The organism is Pseudacidovorax sp. DMC4, assembly GCF_056314265.1.
Genome location: NZ_JBQUYR010000013.1, coordinates 128,961 through 144,332, shown reverse-complemented (window position 1 = coordinate 144,332; position 15,372 = coordinate 128,961). Strand labels below are relative to the sequence as shown.

Genomic DNA, 15,372 nt, shown 5'->3' with positions numbered 1-15,372 from the left:
GCGCGCGCCAGGAACGCCCTGCTGCGTCGAAGGCACCGCGCTCAGGGCGCCGTGGCGGCCGACGCAGTCGAGGACGGCAGCGCCACCTCTGTCGCCGGCAGCGGCTGCCCGATGGGTGCGGCCGCCTTGCCCGCGCGCACCGCGGCCATGTCCTGCTCGTTGGGGTACTGGCCCAGCAGCCAGTAGTCGAACACCCGCCGCACGATGGGCGCCGCCGCGGCGGCACCGAAGCCGGCGTTCTCCACGATCACGGCGAGCGCGATGCGCGGGTTCTCGGCCGGCGCGAAGGCGGCGAACAGCGAGTGGTCGCGCTGGTGCTCCTCCAGCGCCTTGGCGTTGTACTTGACGTTCTGGCCCAGGCTCACCGCCTGGGCGGTGCCGGTCTTGCCGGCCGAGGTGTAGGGCGCGCCGGCAAAGATGCGCGTGCCCGTGCCGGCCTTGTTCACCGCCACCAGGCCCGCCCGCACGATGTCGATGTTCTTCGCCTTGAAGCCGAGGTTCTCGCCCGGCGGCTGGATCTCTTCCTGCACCTGCCCGGTCACGGTGTTCTTGATGGCCTTGACCACATGCGGCCGGAACTTGGTTCCGCCGTTGGCGAGCGTCGCCTCGGCCGAGGCCAGCTGCAGCATGGTGAAGTTGTTGTAGCCCTGGCCGATGCCCAGCGACACCGTCTCGCCCGAGTACCAGCGCCGGGCCTCCGGCCGCTTGTTGACGCTGCGCTTCCACTCGGTGCTGGGCAGCACGCCGCGCACCTCGCCGGGCAGGTCGATACCGGTGATCTGGCCGAAGCCCAGCGGCTTCATGAAGTCGTGGATGGTGTCCACGCCCATGTCCACCGCCAGCGAATAGAAGTAGGTGTTGCTGGAGAACTGGAGGGCCCGCACCATGTCCACGCCGCCCAGGCCGCCCTCGTGGCTGCGGAAGGTGTGGCCGCCATAGGTGTAGTAGCCGGGGTCGTTGATCACCAGCGTGGGCGAGCGCTTGCCCAGCTCGAGCGCGCCCAGTGCCATGAAGGGCTTGTAGGTGGAGCCGGGCGGGTAGGTGCCGCGCAGGGCGCGGTTGAGCAGCGGCTTGTCGATGGACTCGTTGAGCGCGGCCCAGCTTTCGCTGTCGATGCCCTCGACGAAGAGATTCGGGTTGAAGGTCGGCTTGCTGACGAAGGCCAGCACCTCGCCGTTGCGCGGATCGAGCGCCACCAGCGCGCCGCGGCGGTCGCCGAACATGTCCTCCACCAGCTTCTGCAGCTTGATGTCCAGCGACAGCATGACGGTATTGCCAGGCGTGGCCGGATGGCTGGCCAGCCGTCGCACCGCGCGGCCGCCGGCCGAGGTCTCCATCTGCTCGACGCCCGTCTGCCCGTGCAGCACCTTCTCGTAGCTCTGCTCGATGCCCAGCTTGCCGATGTAGTCGGTGCCTTTGTAGTTGGCCTGGTCCTCTTCGGGCCAGTCCTCCATGGCTGCCTTCTCGCGCTGGTTGATGCGGCCGATGTAGCCCAGCACATGGCTGGCCAGCTCGCCCATCGGGTAGCTGCGGAAGAGCCGCGCCTTGATCTCCACGCCAGGGAAGCGGTAGCGCTGGGCCGCGAAGCGGGCGACCTCCTCGTCGGTGAGGCGAGTGCGGATGGGAATGGAGTCGAAGCTGCGCGAGTCCTCGCGCAGGCGCTTGAAACGACGGCGGTCGCGCGGCTGGATCTCGACGATCTTGGCCAGTTCGTCGATGGTCTGCTCCAGGTCGCCCGCCTTGGAGGGCGTGATCTCCAGCGTGTAGGCCGAGTAGTTGGAGGCCAGGATCACACCGTTGCGGTCCAGGATCAGCCCGCGGTTGGGCACCACCGGCACCACGGCCGTGCGGTTGCTCTCGGCGCGCTCGGCCAGTTCCTCGTGGCGCGTGACCTGCAGATGGAACAGGCGCAGGCCCAGCAATACAAAGGCCGTCAGCACCACCAGCGCGATCACCAGCACGCGGCGCTTGAAGCGCGCGAGGTCGGCGGCGACGTTGCGGATCTCGGTCATGGCAGGCGCAGGGCGGACGGGCGCGCGAAGCTTAGGGCGCCAGCGAGGGCATGCATAGCAAGACCCGCACTCACAGAGGGCGGTTCTCGTCCTGCTCGGGCGGCCGGCGCTGCGGGATCAGCAGCAGCCAGGTGACCACCGGCCACAGCATCGCCTCGAGGGCGGCGCCCAGCAGGGTGATCCAGCCCGGGAAGATGCCGCCGCCGACCAGCCGGATGCCCAGCTCGATCAACCGCGACAGCGAGAAGAGCGGCACCAGCTGCAGCGCCTGGGCCGAGAGCCGGTACCAGAGCAGGCGCCGGTGGATGGTGATGGCGAAGAAGCTCAACGTGGCATAGGACAGCGCGTGCTGGCCCAGCAGCGAGGACTCGTGCACGTCCATGGCCAGGCCAAAGAAGAAGGCCGCGCCCAGCCCGATGCGGGCGGGCTGGTGCACACCCCAGAACACCAGCACCACGGCCAGCAGGTCCGGCATCCAGGGCAGGCGACCCAGGGGCAGCATGTTCAACAGCAGCGCGACGAACAGGCTGCCCCAGATGAAGAGCGGCCGCACGGGCAGCAGCAGCTGCTCCTGGCCGGGGCGCATGATCATGGCGCGGCGCCTCCTGCCGCCGGTGGGCGGCTCGTCGAAGCGCGCGGCGCCTGGGCGGGCGCCGGTGCCGGCGCGGCGACCCTGGGTGCCGCAGAGGTCGCCGGCGCCGTTGGCGCGGGGGACGCTGCCGGCGTACCGGGCCGACTGGCCGGAGCGGGCATGGTGGAGGCGGGCGTGTCGTTCCTGCGGCCCGGCCGGTCGGACTTGCGCGCGTCGCCCGTCGTGGCCGCAGGGCTGGGCCGGACCACGGGCGGCGCCTCGCCCACGGGCGTGAGCACCATCACGTAGCGCGCCGCGCCGACGCGGGCCAGCGGTACGCAGTGGATGCGCGCGAAGGCGGTGTCGGCCCGGCGGTCGATGCGGTCCACGCGCGCCACCGGCAGGCCCGCGGGGTAGACACCGTCCACGCCGCTGGTGGAGAGCAGGTCGCCCTCGCGCACGTCGGCGTTGGCGGCGGTGAAGCGCAGCTCCATGCCCGCGCTGTGCGGACCGGCATCGCCGAAGGCCACGCTGCGCGCACCCGTGCGCGTGTTCTGCACGGGGATGGACAGGTCGCGGTCGATCACCAGCGTCACCTCACTCGAAAAGGCCATCACCCGCGTCACCTGGCCCAGCACGCCCTGCTCGTCGATCACCGGCGAGCCCGCGGCGATGCCATGCACCTGGCCCTGGTCGATGACGACCTTGCGGGTGTACGGGTCGGCGGCGTCATACAGCACCTCGGCGGCGCGGCCGGGCGTGGGTGCGTTCTGCCGCAGTTCCAGCAGCGTGCGCAGGCGGGCGTTCTCGCGCGCGAGCGCATCGGCCTGGCTGGCCCGTTCGGACTGCAGCACCAGCCGGCGCCGGGCCTCCGCCTCGTTGCGCTGGGCGGTGGCCAGGTCCTCGAACTGCCGGTTGGTGGCCGACACCCACTGCACCGGCTTGAGCACCGCCCACTGCAGCGGGAATAGCAGCGTGCCGAGTGCCGTGCGCACCGGCGCCACCACGTCGAAGCGGGCATCGGCCACCATCAGGAAGACGGCCAGCGCGCTGCAGAAGACGAAGCGCGACAGCGCGGACGGCCCCTGGTTGAACAGGGGCGGCGCGGAGCGGTCGAGCGTGCCGAGCGGCATGGGGTCGGACCTTGCGGAATGGCTGGGCGTCTATATGGCAAAAAGGCCGGCCCGTGCAACCGGGCCGGCCTGCGAACACAGTCCTGGCTTACTCGCTGGTGAAGATGCTACCCAGGCGGTCCATGCGCTCCAGGGCGATGCCGCAGCCGCGCACCACGCAGGTCAGCGGGTCCTCGGCCACCAGCACCGGCAGGCCGGTTTCCTCGGCGAGCAGACGGTCGAGGTCACGCAGCAGCGCGCCGCCACCGGTCAGCATCATGCCGCGCTCGGCGATGTCGGCACCCAGTTCGGGCGGCGTCTGCTCCAACGCGTTCTTGACGGCCGAAACGATGTTGTTGAGCGGATCGGTCAGCGCCTCCAGCACCTCGTTGGAGCTGATGGTGAAGCTGCGCGGCACGCCTTCGGAGAGGTTGCGGCCCTTGACCTCCATCTCCTTGACCTCGGAGCCGGGGAAGGCCGAGCCGATGTTCTTCTTGATGGTCTCGGCCGTGGGCTCGCCGATCAGCATGCCGTAGTTGCGGCGGATGTAGTTGATGATGGCGTCGTCGAAGCGGTCGCCGCCCACGCGCACGGAGCCCTTGTAGACCATGCCGCCCAGCGAGATCACGCCCACCTCGGTGGTACCGCCGCCGATGTCGACCACCATGGAGCCCGAGGCCTCGGACACCGGCAGGCCCGCGCCGATGGCGGCGGCCATGGGCTCCTCGATCAGGTAGACCGAGGTGGCGCCGGCGGCCTCGGCCGCGTCCTTGATGGCGCGGCGCTCGACCTGGGTCGAGCCGCAGGGCACGCAGATGATGATGCGCGGGCTGGGCGTGAGCAGCGTGCGCGGATGCACCATCTTGATGAACTGCTTGATCATCTGCTCGGTGATCACGAAGTCGGCGATCACGCCGTCCTTCATCGGGCGGATGGCCTCGATGTTGCCGGGCACCTTGCCCAGCATGGCCTTGGCCTCGGCGCCCACGGCCTGGATGACCTTCTTGCCGTGCGGACCGCCCTCGTGGCGGATGGCGACGACCGAGGGCTCGTCCAGCACGATGCCCTTGTTGCGGGCGAAGATCAGGGTGTTGGCGGTGCCGAGGTCGATCGCGAGGTCGGTCGAGAAATACCGACGGAATGCTCCAAACATGGGCGATGTCCTTGCGGAGGGGCACGGCGGGCGCTTCGGACCGGCGTCGCCCCTGAGGTGAAGAGAGAAAAAGGGAGGAGTTGGGTGGCTTTGCCGCTCGCCGTGGCGGCCGTGCCGGCACATTGGCGGCAGTTGCGGCAAAGGCGGGATAATACCCGATTCCCCCTGGCGCTTTCCCTACTTGCAGGCCCTTCTGCATGCAAACGGGGCGCCTGCTCTCTGGGTTTTTCCGATGTCTCTCTCCACCACCGATACCGCGCGCATCGCGTCGCTGGCGCGGCTGGCGCTGGCGCCCGAAGAAAGCGAACGCCTGCGCGGCCAGATCAATGGTTTCTTCGACCTCGTCGAGCGCATGCGCGCCGTGGACACCACCGGGGTCGAGCCGCTGTCGCACCCCGTCTCCGCCATCGAGGACATCGTCCTTCGCCTGCGCGACGACGCGGCCACCGAGCCCAACCAGCGCGAGGCCAACCAGAAGAGCGCCCCCGCCGTCGAGAACGGCCTGTTCCTCGTGCCGAAGGTGATCGAATGAGCGCGCCCGACCTGCACCAACGTGGTGTGGCCGACCTGGCCCGCGCCCTGGCCGCCCGCGAAGTCTCTGCCGTGGAGACCGCCCAGCACTTCCTGGGCCGCATGGCCGCCCGGCAGGACCTGGGCGCCTTCGTGGCCGTCGATGAAGACGCGACGCTCGCCCAGGCCCGCGCCGCCGACGCAGCCATCGCGGCCGGCAGCGCCGGCCCGCTGGCCGGCGTGCCCGTCGCCCACAAGGACATCTTCGTGACCACCGGCTGGCCCAGCACCGCGGGTTCGCGCATGCTGGCCGGCTACCAGTCGCCCTTCGACGCCACCGTGGTGCGCAAGCTGGGCGAGGCCGGCATGGTCACGCTGGGCAAGCTCAGCTGCGACGAATTCGCCATGGGCTCGTCCAACCAGAACGTGGCGGTGCCAGCGGTCGGCGCCGACCAGCCCGTGCCCGTGCGCAACCCCTGGGACACGGCGCGCGTGCCCGGCGGCTCCTCCGGCGGCAGCGCCGTGGCCGTGGCCGCCGGCCTGGCGCCCGCCGCCACCGGCACCGACACCGGTGGGTCGATCCGCCAGCCGGCCAGCTTCTGCGGCATCACCGGCATCAAGCCCACCTACGGCCGCGCCAGCCGCTACGGCATGATCGCCTTCGCCTCCAGCCTGGACCAGGCCGGCCCCATGGCCCGCTCGGCCGAGGACTGCGCCCTGCTGCTGTCGGCCATGTGCGGGCCCGACCCCGACCGCGACTCCACCTCGCTGGACCGCCCGGCCGAGGACTTCTCGCAGGGGCTGACCGGCTCGCTCGACGGCCTGCGCATCGGCGTGCCCAAGGAATTCCTGGGCGAGGGCGTGGCGCCTGGCGTGCGCGCCGCCATCGAGGCCGCCCTGGCCGAGTACGAGAAGCTGGGCGCCCGCCGCGTCGAAGTGAGCCTGCCGCGCACCGAGCTGGCCATTCCCGTCTACTACATCATTGCCGCGGCCGAGGCCAGCTCCAACCTCAGCCGCTTCGACGGCGTGAAGTTCGGCCACCGCGCCAGCCAGTACAAGGACCTGGCCGAGATGTACATGAAGACCCGCGCCGAAGGCTTCGGCGACGAGGTCAAGCGCCGCATCATGATCGGCACCTACGTGCTCTCGCACGGCTATTACGACGCCTACTACCTGCAGGCGCAGAAGGTGCGCCGGATGATCGCGGACGACTTCCAGGCGGCCTTCCGCGACTGCGACGTCATCGCCGGCCCCGCCGCGCCCACCGTGGCCTGGGCCATCGGCGCGCACAGCGACGACCCCGTGGCCGACTACCTGGCCGACATCTTCACCCTGCCCGGCTCGCTGGCCGGCCTGCCGGGCCTCTCGCTGCCCTGCGGCTTCGACGGCGGCATGCCCGTGGGCCTGCAGCTGATCGGCAACTACTTCGCCGAAGGCCGGCTGCTGAACGCCGCCCACCGCTTCCAGCAGGCCACCGACTGGCACCAACGCACGCCCACCGGCTTCTGAGATGAGCACCGAGACCAACACCTTCGCCGCCGCCCAGGAGGGCCGCCCCACCGGCCCGCTGGTGCAGGGCTATGAAGTCGTCATCGGCTTCGAGACGCATGCGCAGCTCTCCACCCAGAGCAAGATCTTCAGCCGCGCGCCCACCGCCTTCGGCGCCGAGCCCAACACGCAGGCCTGCGCCGTGGACCTGGCCCTGCCCGGCACGCTGCCGGTGATGAACCGCGGCGCCGTCGAGCGCGCGATCCGCCTGGGCCTGGCGCTGGGCAGCACCATCGCGCCGCGCAGCATCTTCGCGCGCAAGAACTACTTCTACCCCGACCTGCCCAAGGGCTACCAGATCAGCCAGTACGAGATTCCCGTCGTGCAGGGCGGCTCGGTCAGCTTCTGGCTGGGCGAGGAACTCAAGACCGTGCGCCTGGTGCGCGCCCACCTCGAAGAAGACGCCGGCAAGTCGCTGCACGAGGACTTCGTCGGCCAGTCGGGCATCGACCTCAACCGCGCCGGCACGCCGCTGCTGGAAATCGTGACCGAGCCCGACATCCGCTCCTCCGCCGAGGCCGTGGCCTATGCGCGCGAGTTGCACAAGATCGTGACCTGGATCGGCATCTGCGACGGCAACATGCAGGAAGGGTCCTTCCGCTGCGACGCCAACGTGTCGGTGCGCCGGCCGGGCCAGCCGCTGGGCACGCGCCGCGAGATCAAGAACCTCAACAGCTTCCGCTTCATGCAGCAGGCGATCGACTTCGAGATCCACTGGCAGATCGAGCAGATCGAGGACGGCCATGCCATCCAGCAGGCCACGGTGCTGTTCGACCCCGACACGGGCGAGACGCGGGCCATGCGCACCAAGGAAGATGCGGCCGACTACCGCTACTTCCCCGACCCGGACCTGCCGCCGCTGGTGATCGGCCGCGACTGGGTCGATGCGGTGAAGGCGCAGATGCCGGAGCTGCCGCGCGCCATGGCCGAGCGCTACGTGCGCGACTTCGGCCTGACCGACTACGACGCGACGCAGCTCACGCAGAGCCCGGCGCACGCGGCCTACTTCGATGCCGCCGTGGCCGCGGGCGCCACGCCCAAGCTGGCCAGCAACTGGCTGTCGGGCGAGATCGCCAAGCGCCTGAACACGCAGGAGACGGCCATCGACGCCGCGCCGGTCAAGCCCGCCCAGCTGGCGCAGCTGATCGGCCGCATCGGCGACGGCACGATCTCCAACAACGCCGCCCGCCAGGTCTTCGACGCACTCTGGAGCGGCGAAGGCGAGTCGGTCGATGCCGTCATCGAGGCCAAGGGCCTCAAGCAGATGAACGACACCGGCGCGCTGGAGAAGATCGTGGACGACGTGCTCGCGAAGAACGAGAAGAACATCGCCGAATACCGCGCCGGCAAGGAAAAGGCCTTCAACGCCCTGGTCGGCCAGGTGATGAAGGAGAGCAAGGGCAAGGCCAACCCGGCCCAGGTCAACGCGTTGCTGAAGGCGCGGCTGGGGGGCTGAGGCCCCAGAGCCGGTCCAGGCGCTGGCGCTCCTCGTCGAAGCGGGCGTCGATGCGCTGCTTCTCGCCCTGCTGCTCGTGGAGCAGCCGCTCCTGCAGCGTGACGGCCGCTGCGTTGTCGGCAAGGCGTGCCTTCAGCGCCGCAGGGACCTGGGACGGGTCCTTGCTGTAGAACTCCAGCTCCTCGTCGAGCTTGCGGCGCGCCTGCGCCAGCTCGGCCAGCCGCTTGCGCGCGGCGCCGATTTCCGCTTCGGCCTGGGCCAGCGCCTCGGCGCGCCGGCGGTCGTGCGCCGCCGCATCGGGGTAGCGCGCCAGCAGCGCCAGGTCGCGCCGGCGTTCGTCCCTGCGCTGGGCCGCGGCCCGGTCCTCGTCCTTGCGGCGCTGGTCGCGCTCCGCCTGCTGCTGCGGCGACAGCGCGGGTTCGATGCGCCGCCGCACGCTGCCACTGGGCGACAGCTCCAGCTGCAGCCGGTCGGCGCATTCGGGGATGAATCGATCGGAGGTCAGGCGCCGTCCGCCCGCATCGGTGCAGCTGTAGATGCTGCCCGGCGCGCCGCCTGCGGTGGCCTGGGCCTGGACCTGGGCCGGAGGAAGCCCGCCGACGGCAAGCGTTGCAAGGCCCGCCAGCGTGCGCAGCGCCCGCGCGACGGCGGGGCTGCGCGGATCAGGCACCGTAGCGCTCGCGGTAGGCCTGCACACTGGCACGGTGGGCGCGCAGGTCGGCGCCGGCGCGCTGGTCCAGGTAGGCCAGCAGGTCGTCGAGCGTGGCGATGGCCACCACGGCCATGCCCAGCTGATCGCGCACGTACTGCACCGCGCTGTGGGGCACATCCTGGCCGTTCTCGGTCGCCTGTTCCTGGCGGTCCAGCGCGATGGCCACGGCATGCGGCGTGGCACCGGCGGCGCGGATGGTGGCAATGGATTCGCGCACCGCAGTGCCGGCGGACATGACGTCGTCCACGATCAGCACCCGGCCGACCAAAGGCGCACCGACCAGCGAGCCGCCCTCGCCATGGTCCTTGGCTTCCTTGCGGTTGTAGGCGAAGGGCACGTTGCGGCCGCGGCGCGCCAGCTCGGCCGCAACGGTCGCGCCCAGGGGAATACCCTTGTAGGCGGGGCCGAAGATCATGTCGAACTCCAGGCCGGAGTCCATCAGGCGCGCTGCATAGAATTCCGCGAGCCGCGCGATGCGGGCGCCGTCGTTGAACAGGCCCGCGTTGAAGAAGTAGGGGCTGAGGCGCCCGGCCTTGGTCTTGAACTCGCCGAAGCGCAGCACGCCAGCCTCGATCGCGAACGCCACGAAGTCCTGCGCCAGGCGCTCGTTCTGATGCTGCTGCTGCCTCTCGTCCACTGCCATCCGGATTCCTCGAAACGTGTTCAAACTCACCAGCCTCAACCTCAACGGCCTGCGTTCCGCCTCGACAAAAGGGGTCGCCGACTGGGTGGCCGAAGCGGCGCCGGATTGTATTTGTATGCAGGAGATCCGCGTCCAGGCCAGCGACGTGCAGGGCCGCTTCGAAAAAATGGCCGGCCTGAACGGCCACTTCCACTTCGCCGAGAAGAAGGGCTACGCCGGCACCGCCATCTACACGAAGCACGAGCCCACCGACATCGTGATCGGCTGGGGCAACACCGAGTTCGACGCCGAGGGCCGCTATCTGGAGCTGCGCTTCGACACGCCGGCGCGCAAGCTGTCGATCATCAGCTGCTACTTCCCGAGCGGCAGCTCGGGCGAGGAGCGGCAGGCCGCCAAGTTCCGCTTCCTCGAAGGCTTCATGCCCTACCTGGTGGAACTGAAGCGCACCCGCGAATTCATCCTGTGTGGCGACATCAACATCGCCCACAAGGAAGCCGACCTGAAGAACTGGAAGGGCAACCTCAAGAACAGCGGCTTCCTGCCCGAGGAGCGCGCCTGGATGACGCGCCTGCTCGACGCCGGCGCCGAGGGCGCGGGCCTGGTGGACGTGTATCGCCACCTGCAGCCCGACACCACCGACGCCTGCTACACATGGTGGAGCAACCGCGGCCAGGCCTATGCCAAGAACGTGGGCTGGCGGCTGGACTACCACCTGGCCACGCCGGCCATGGCGCAGCTCGCGCGCAGCGAGCACATCTTCAAGACGATCAAGTTCAGCGACCACGCGCCGATCACGATCGACTACGACTTCACGCTCTGAGGGTCACCGATCCGGCCGCGGGGCAACTGGCTTGCGGGGCGGCTCAGCCCAGGCTGAACACCACGTCCTGCGCGCCTTCCCACAGCACGCGCCGGCCCAGCTCGGGCAGGTGCTCGCGGCCTTCGACGATGGTGAGGAAGTGGTTGCCGGCCAGCGTGCCCATGCGGCTGGCGAAGCTGCAGGCGCCGTAGGCCAGGATGATCTCGGTCTCGCTGTAGCCGCCCGGGTAGAACAGCACATCGCCGCGTGACGGATGGCTGGTGTGGTTCTCGAAGCCCACGGGCGCGCCCTCGTTGGTCAGGCGGAACTCGCCCAGCGGCACCCAGCAGCCTTCGCCGCTCCAGCGCACGTGGATGAGCTTCTGCCGGTAGGGCAGCAGCTGCAGGAAGGCGGCCACGGTCTGCGGCGCGTCGGGATGGGTCTCGGCGACGAAGTCGAAGCCTGCGGCCTGGATGCGGATACGGGTCATGAAGAAGGATTGAGCAAGGAAGAAGAAGGGTCAGCAGCAGCCACCGAGGAAGCGGCCGTCGCGGCAGAAGGGCGCCATGTCCTCGGCAAAAGCCTGGACAGTGCGGCGCCAGCCGGCATGGGCAGTATCCGCCGCCAGGGCCGCACGCATGCGCGCACGCAGCTCGACCTGCAGGGCGACCTCGTCCACGCCGAGCACGCGGCCGGCCTCGACCACGGTGCGGCCACCGGCGATGACGGTGTGCACATGCCGGCCGGTGCCGCGGGCGAGCAGCAGGTCCAGCGGATCGACGTCGTCGAACAGGGCGTCGTCGTCCAGCGCGTCCCAGTCGAGCAGCACGAGGTCCGCCCGCTCGCCCGGTGCGATGCGCCCGCGCGAGGCGAAGCGCCAGAGCTGGGCCGGCGTCATGGTGGTGTCGTAGCCCCAGCCGCGGTGCAGCGCATAGGCCAGGCGTGCTTCGCGCAGGGCGTCGTCGTCCTCGTCGAAGGCCATGCCGTCCAGCCCCATGGCCACGCGGCAGCCGCTCGCCAGCATCTGCGCCAGCGGGGCGATGCCTGATTGGAGGCCCAGGTTGGAGCTGGTGTTGACCGCGATGGTCGCGCCGCGTTCGGCGATCAGGGCCAGTTCCTCCGGCCGCGCCCAGGTGCAATGCGCCAGCGTGAGCCGCGGGCCGAGCAGGCCGATGTCGTCCAGGAAGCGCACGATGCCGCCCGGATGTGCGGCATCGGCCCAGGCGCGCTGGTACTGCGTCTCCAGCAGGTGCATGTGCACGCGGCGGCCGGTGTCGGCCGAGGCCTGGGCGATGGCTTCGAGCAGCGGCGTGCTGCACCACTGCACGCCGGTGGGGCCGTACTGCAGGTCCGCATGGGCGCCGAGCCCTTCGTCGGCGAAGCGCTGCGCCACCTCCTCCACCAGCGCGAGCTGCAGCGCAGGCGGCACGGAGGGCGCCGACAGCCGGCGGGCGATGTCGTCGCGGATCGCCGGGCGCAGCGCGGCCAGCACCGCCGCGTCGTCGGCATAGCCCAGCCCGTGGCGGTCGCGCAGGGCCACCGCGAAGCCGATGCGCACGCCCACGTCGCGTGCGGCCCGGCCCACGGCCGCCGCCTCGTCGACATAGGGCAGGCCGCCCTGCACGCGGGTGTAGTGCACCATCAAGTCCACCACGCCGTTGCGCAGCGAGCGGGCGAAGGAGGTCGCGGCGCACAGGTACGGGTCCATGCCCGGCACCACACCCAGGAAGGGCAGCCAGCTTTCGAGCGGTTGCCCGAAGGCACCCAGCGTGGCGCTGCGCACGGTGCGCGCGTGGTCGTGCGCATTGGCCAGCGCCGGCAGCGCCAGACGACGGCGGCCGGGCACCGGGTCGGGCAGCGCTTCGATGGCGGCCACGCGCCCGCCTTCGAGGTGGATGCGCCGGTCGCGCTGCGCGGGCGCGGCACCGGGCTCGCCCAGCAGCCAGGCGCAGTCGATGGCGGTGGGGGCGGCGGCGCTCATCGCTTGGCAACCGTGCGCTCGGCCAGGGGCGGCAGAAAGCGGCGGTCGAACACCTCGGCGGCCGTGGGCACGCGCGGCAGGTCGAAGGCCTCCTTGAGCTGCAGGAAGGCGCGGGCGAAGCGGGCATCGCTGATATCGCCCAAGCCCTGCGTCGCCACCTCGGGCGTGAGCATGACGGTCTTGAGCGTGTAAAGCAGACGGCGCTTCTCCAGATCCTTGTTGAGCAGCGGCTCGCGCTTGACCAGGGCCGCGATGGCGGCGTCGGGATCGGCGATGGTGTCGCGCACCGCGTGATTGATCGCCCGCACCAGGCCGGCCACGGCCTCGGGCCGCTCGCGCAGCAGCTGCGGCGACACCATCACGCCGTTGCCGTAGAGCTCGACACCGTAGTCGCCGTAATGGAACCAGCGGATGTCCTTGTCGGGATCGATGCCCTGCGCCACGAGATTCATGTAGCTGGTGACGGAGAACACGGCCGCGGCATCCACATGGCCCTTGAGCAGCAGCTGCTCCTGCAGGTTGGGCGCCACATTGGTCCAGGCGACCTTGGCGGCATCGATGCCGGTGCGCGCCGCGATGACGGGGAACATGCGGGCCGCCGCGCCCCCGGCCGGCGTGCCGACGGTGCGGCCCTGCAGGTCCTGGGGCGTGCGGACAGGCCCGTCGGCCTTGGCGATCAGCGCGAAGGGCGCGCGGTTGTAGAGCATGTAGACCATCACCGGCGCCTGGCCGGGCTTGGCGGTGGCGTTCTGCACGATGGCGTTCACGTCGCCGAAGCCGGCCTGGTAGGCACCGGCCATGATCTTCGTGACGGTGGCCGCCGAGCCGTCGCCCTGGTCGATGGTCACGGCCAGCTTCTCGCGGGCGAAGTAACCGCGATCCTGCGCGAGGTAGTACCAGGCATGCACGCCCTGGAGCTTCCAGTCGAGCACGAACTTGATCGGGGTGTCGGTCTGTGCAGCGGCCGGTGCCGGCGCCAGCGCGGCGCCCAGGGCTACGAGCACTGACGCAGCCGACAGCGCCAGGCCGGCGCTGCGGCGCGAGAAAAGGCGGGGCATGGAAGCTCCTTGAAAGGCGAAAGAAGAGAGGGCTGGACACTCGCGTGCCCAGGCTTCGACAGGCTCAGGCCGGACTCAGGCGCCGGTCGCCGCCAGGTCGGTCTTGCGCTGGGACCAGCCGGTCACGCGCCGCTCCACCAGCGCCGACAGCGCGTAGAGCATCACGCCCATGGCCGCCAGCAGGAAGAGCCCGGCGAACACCATCGGCACGTCGAAGTTGCCGCTGGCGATCATCATCACGGTGCCGATGCCGCGGTTGGAGGCCACGGTCTCCGAGAGCACCGTGCCCACGAAGGACAGCGTGATGGCGATCTTGAGCGACGCGAACAGGTAGGGCATGGCCCGCGGCAGGCCCACGTTCCAGAGGATGTCGCGCTTGCGCGCGCCCAACACGCGCAGCACGTCCTCCAGCTCGGGCTCGGTGCTGGCCAATCCGGTGGCCACATTGACCACCACCGGGAAGATGCTGATGACCATCGAGGTCAGCACCGCCGGCACGGTGCCGGCACCGAACCACACGACGAACAGCGGCACCACCGCCACCTTCGGAATGCTGGAGAAGCCCACCAGCAGCGGATAGGTGACGTCATAGGCCAGCCGGGACGAGCCGATGCCCACGCCGATGACGATGCCCGCGGCCACGCCCAACGCGAAGCCGAGCAGCGTGGTGTAGAGCGTCTGCACCGTGTGCGGCCACAAGAGCGGCATGCGCTCGATGAGCACGCGGGCGATCTGGCTGGGCCGGGGCAGCACCAGGTCCGAGATGCCGCTGGCCAGGCAGACCAGCTCCCAGGCCAGGAAGAAGCCGATCAGGGCCAGGCCGGACAGCAGGCGCTGGCGCGCCAGCGGGGACAGGCGCGGCATGGCGGGGCTGGCGGCTTCGGCTGCGGGCTCGACCGCGTCCGCGGTGTTCACGCGCGCGTTCATGCCGCCACCTCCTGCAGCGCCGGCACGGCCACGGGCGCGGGCGTCGCGTCGCCGTCGCAGCGCGCCTCGGCGATGCGCATGCGCAGCTGCTGCACCAGCGCGCCGAAGGCCGGGTCGTAGCTGGACTGCAGCGTGCGCGGTCGGGCGAAGTCCACGTCGCGCGTCTCCAGGATGCGGCCGGGCCGCGCGCTCATCACGCAGATGCGGTTGGCCAGGTAGGCCGACTCGCGCAGGTCGTGGGTCACCAGCAGCACCGTGGGCCGCTGGGTCATCCACAGCGTCTGCATGATGTCCCACAGCTCCTCGCGGGTGAACTGGTCGAGGGCGCCGAAGGGCTCGTCCAGCAGCAGCAGCTCGGGCTGGTGCACCAGCGCGCGGCACAGCGAGGCGCGCTGCAGCATGCCGCCCGACAGCTGCCAGGGCCGCTTGTCGCCGAAGCCGCGCAGGCCCACCTGCGCCAGCAGCGCGTCGGCGCGCTCGGCGTACTCGCCGCGCTTCTTGCGGGCGTAGTCCTGGCGGAAGGGCTCGACGATCTTCAGCGGGATCATCACGTTTTCGCGGATCGTCAGCCACGGCAGCATGGTCGGGTTCTGGAAGGCCAGGCCGATGCGCAGTGCCGGCCGGCCGGCCGCCATGGGGCGTGCACCCGCCGGCCCGACCTCGCGGCCGCCGGCGATCACCGCACCCGAGGTGGGCCGCAGCAGTCCGGCCAGCAGCTTGAGGATGGTCGACTTGCCGCAGCCGCTGGGGCCGACCAGGGCCACGAAGTCGCCCCGGTCGATGCCCAGCGTGGTGTGGTCCAGGGCGATGGTGCCGCCGCCGTAGCGCAGCATCACGTCGGAGAGTTGGATGAAGCTCTGGCTCATGGGATGTTCCAGCAAGGAATGGAA

Annotated in this window: 15 protein-coding genes; 4 read left to right on the top strand and 11 right to left on the bottom strand. The window is 70.4% G+C overall.

The annotated features are described in order from the left end of the window. Positions 1-41: 41 nt before the first annotated feature. The 4 genes from mrdA to ACT54X_RS22390 all read right to left on the bottom strand — a co-directional run bounded on the left by mrdA (position 42) and on the right by ACT54X_RS22390 (position 4,848). Positions 42-2,012: a penicillin-binding protein 2 gene (mrdA, locus tag ACT54X_RS22405; RefSeq protein WP_294366654.1), complete on the bottom strand. Its 1,971-nt coding sequence runs from the start codon at positions 2,010-2,012 to the stop codon at positions 42-44. A 70-nt stretch (positions 2,013-2,082) separates the two neighbouring features. Continuing rightward, positions 2,083-2,604, bottom strand: a complete 522-nt coding sequence (gene mreD / locus ACT54X_RS22400; protein WP_294366652.1) for a rod shape-determining protein MreD — start codon at positions 2,602-2,604, stop codon at positions 2,083-2,085. Continuing rightward, on the bottom strand, positions 2,601-3,716 hold the full coding sequence (gene mreC / locus ACT54X_RS22395; protein ID WP_476348697.1) for a rod shape-determining protein MreC: 1,116 nt from the start codon (positions 3,714-3,716) through the stop codon (positions 2,601-2,603). The genes mreD and mreC overlap by 4 nt, the downstream gene beginning before the upstream one ends. A gap of 88 nt (positions 3,717-3,804) precedes the next feature. Continuing rightward, the gene (locus ACT54X_RS22390) at positions 3,805-4,848 is read right to left on the bottom strand and encodes a rod shape-determining protein (RefSeq protein ID WP_017757081.1); all 1,044 of its coding nucleotides are present in this window, start codon (positions 4,846-4,848) and stop codon (positions 3,805-3,807) included. A gap of 232 nt (positions 4,849-5,080) precedes the next feature. Here ACT54X_RS22390 and gatC point away from each other — a divergent pair, with 232 nt between their 5' ends. The 3 genes from gatC to gatB are packed head-to-tail and all read left to right on the top strand — an operon-like array spanning position 5,081 to position 8,362. After that, on the top strand, positions 5,081-5,380 hold the full coding sequence (gene gatC / locus ACT54X_RS22385) for an Asp-tRNA(Asn)/Glu-tRNA(Gln) amidotransferase subunit GatC (RefSeq protein ID WP_294366646.1): 300 nt from the start codon (positions 5,081-5,083) through the stop codon (positions 5,378-5,380). Beyond that, on the top strand, positions 5,377-6,867 hold the full coding sequence (gene gatA, locus ACT54X_RS22380; protein WP_294366644.1) for an Asp-tRNA(Asn)/Glu-tRNA(Gln) amidotransferase subunit GatA: 1,491 nt from the start codon (positions 5,377-5,379) through the stop codon (positions 6,865-6,867). Before gatC ends, gatA begins: the two co-directional genes overlap by 4 nt. A 1-nt stretch (position 6,868) precedes the next feature. After that, a complete protein-coding gene (gene gatB / locus ACT54X_RS22375) occupies positions 6,869-8,362 on the top strand; it encodes an Asp-tRNA(Asn)/Glu-tRNA(Gln) amidotransferase subunit GatB (RefSeq protein WP_476348694.1) in 1,494 nt (497 codons plus the stop codon). Here the strand turns inward: gatB and ACT54X_RS22370 are convergent. Both ACT54X_RS22370 and pyrE read right to left on the bottom strand, forming a co-directional pair. After that, positions 8,328-9,032, bottom strand: a complete 705-nt coding sequence (locus ACT54X_RS22370) for a DUF4124 domain-containing protein (RefSeq protein WP_476348692.1) — start codon at positions 9,030-9,032, stop codon at positions 8,328-8,330. The two genes, gatB and ACT54X_RS22370, sit on opposite strands and share 35 nt — an antisense overlap. Further along, on the bottom strand, positions 9,025-9,717 hold the full coding sequence (pyrE, locus tag ACT54X_RS22365) for an orotate phosphoribosyltransferase (protein ID WP_294366640.1): 693 nt from the start codon (positions 9,715-9,717) through the stop codon (positions 9,025-9,027). The genes ACT54X_RS22370 and pyrE overlap by 8 nt, the downstream gene beginning before the upstream one ends. A 16-nt stretch (positions 9,718-9,733) precedes the next feature. Here pyrE and ACT54X_RS22360 point away from each other — a divergent pair, with 16 nt between their 5' ends. Continuing rightward, positions 9,734-10,537, top strand: coding sequence for an exodeoxyribonuclease III (locus ACT54X_RS22360; RefSeq protein WP_295529481.1), 804 nt, complete (start codon positions 9,734-9,736; stop codon positions 10,535-10,537). Positions 10,538-10,580: 43 nt separating this feature from the next. Here the strand turns inward: ACT54X_RS22360 and ACT54X_RS22355 are convergent, their stop codons facing one another. From ACT54X_RS22355 to ACT54X_RS22335, 5 genes are all read right to left on the bottom strand, one after another. Further along, positions 10,581-11,006, bottom strand: a complete 426-nt coding sequence (locus ACT54X_RS22355; protein ID WP_234197256.1) for a DUF3830 family protein — start codon at positions 11,004-11,006, stop codon at positions 10,581-10,583. A 30-nt stretch (positions 11,007-11,036) separates the two neighbouring features. After that, positions 11,037-12,497, bottom strand: a complete 1,461-nt coding sequence (locus ACT54X_RS22350; protein WP_476348689.1) for an amidohydrolase family protein — start codon at positions 12,495-12,497, stop codon at positions 11,037-11,039. Further along, positions 12,494-13,555, bottom strand: a complete 1,062-nt coding sequence (locus ACT54X_RS22345; RefSeq protein ID WP_354320749.1) for an ABC transporter substrate-binding protein — start codon at positions 13,553-13,555, stop codon at positions 12,494-12,496. The genes ACT54X_RS22350 and ACT54X_RS22345 overlap by 4 nt, the downstream gene beginning before the upstream one ends. A 75-nt stretch (positions 13,556-13,630) precedes the next feature. Continuing rightward, the gene (locus tag ACT54X_RS22340; protein WP_476348687.1) at positions 13,631-14,482 is read right to left on the bottom strand and encodes an ABC transporter permease; all 852 of its coding nucleotides are present in this window, start codon (positions 14,480-14,482) and stop codon (positions 13,631-13,633) included. Continuing rightward, on the bottom strand, positions 14,479-15,348 hold the full coding sequence (locus ACT54X_RS22335; protein WP_476348686.1) for an ABC transporter ATP-binding protein: 870 nt from the start codon (positions 15,346-15,348) through the stop codon (positions 14,479-14,481). The genes ACT54X_RS22340 and ACT54X_RS22335 overlap by 4 nt, the downstream gene beginning before the upstream one ends. Positions 15,349-15,372: the final 24 nt, after the last annotated feature.

Excerpts from the sequence above, each read along its gene's own strand:
- mrdA (WP_294366654.1), bottom strand. The coding sequence starts at position 2,012 with ATGACCGAGATCCGCAACGTCGCCGCCGACCTCGCGCGCTTCAAGCGC.
- mreD (WP_294366652.1), bottom strand. The coding sequence starts at position 2,604 with ATGATCATGCGCCCCGGCCAGGAGCAGCTGCTGCTGCCCGTGCGGCCG.
- gatB (WP_476348694.1), top strand. The coding sequence starts at position 6,869 with ATGAGCACCGAGACCAACACCTTCGCCGCCGCCCAGGAGGGCCGCCCC.
- ACT54X_RS22355 (WP_234197256.1), bottom strand. The coding sequence starts at position 11,006 with ATGACCCGTATCCGCATCCAGGCCGCAGGCTTCGACTTCGTCGCCGAG.
- ACT54X_RS22350 (WP_476348689.1), bottom strand. The coding sequence starts at position 12,497 with ATGAGCGCCGCCGCCCCCACCGCCATCGACTGCGCCTGGCTGCTGGGC.
- ACT54X_RS22340 (WP_476348687.1), bottom strand. The coding sequence starts at position 14,482 with ATGAACGCGCGCGTGAACACCGCGGACGCGGTCGAGCCCGCAGCCGAA.
- gatC (WP_294366646.1), top strand. The coding sequence starts at position 5,081 with ATGTCTCTCTCCACCACCGATACCGCGCGCATCGCGTCGCTGGCGCGG.
- gatA (WP_294366644.1), top strand. The coding sequence starts at position 5,377 with ATGAGCGCGCCCGACCTGCACCAACGTGGTGTGGCCGACCTGGCCCGC.
- ACT54X_RS22335 (WP_476348686.1), bottom strand. The coding sequence starts at position 15,348 with ATGAGCCAGAGCTTCATCCAACTCTCCGACGTGATGCTGCGCTACGGC.
- mreC (WP_476348697.1), bottom strand. The coding sequence starts at position 3,716 with ATGCCGCTCGGCACGCTCGACCGCTCCGCGCCGCCCCTGTTCAACCAG.
- ACT54X_RS22390 (WP_017757081.1), bottom strand. The coding sequence starts at position 4,848 with ATGTTTGGAGCATTCCGTCGGTATTTCTCGACCGACCTCGCGATCGAC.
- ACT54X_RS22345 (WP_354320749.1), bottom strand. The coding sequence starts at position 13,555 with ATGCCCCGCCTTTTCTCGCGCCGCAGCGCCGGCCTGGCGCTGTCGGCT.
- pyrE (WP_294366640.1), bottom strand. The coding sequence starts at position 9,717 with ATGGCAGTGGACGAGAGGCAGCAGCAGCATCAGAACGAGCGCCTGGCG.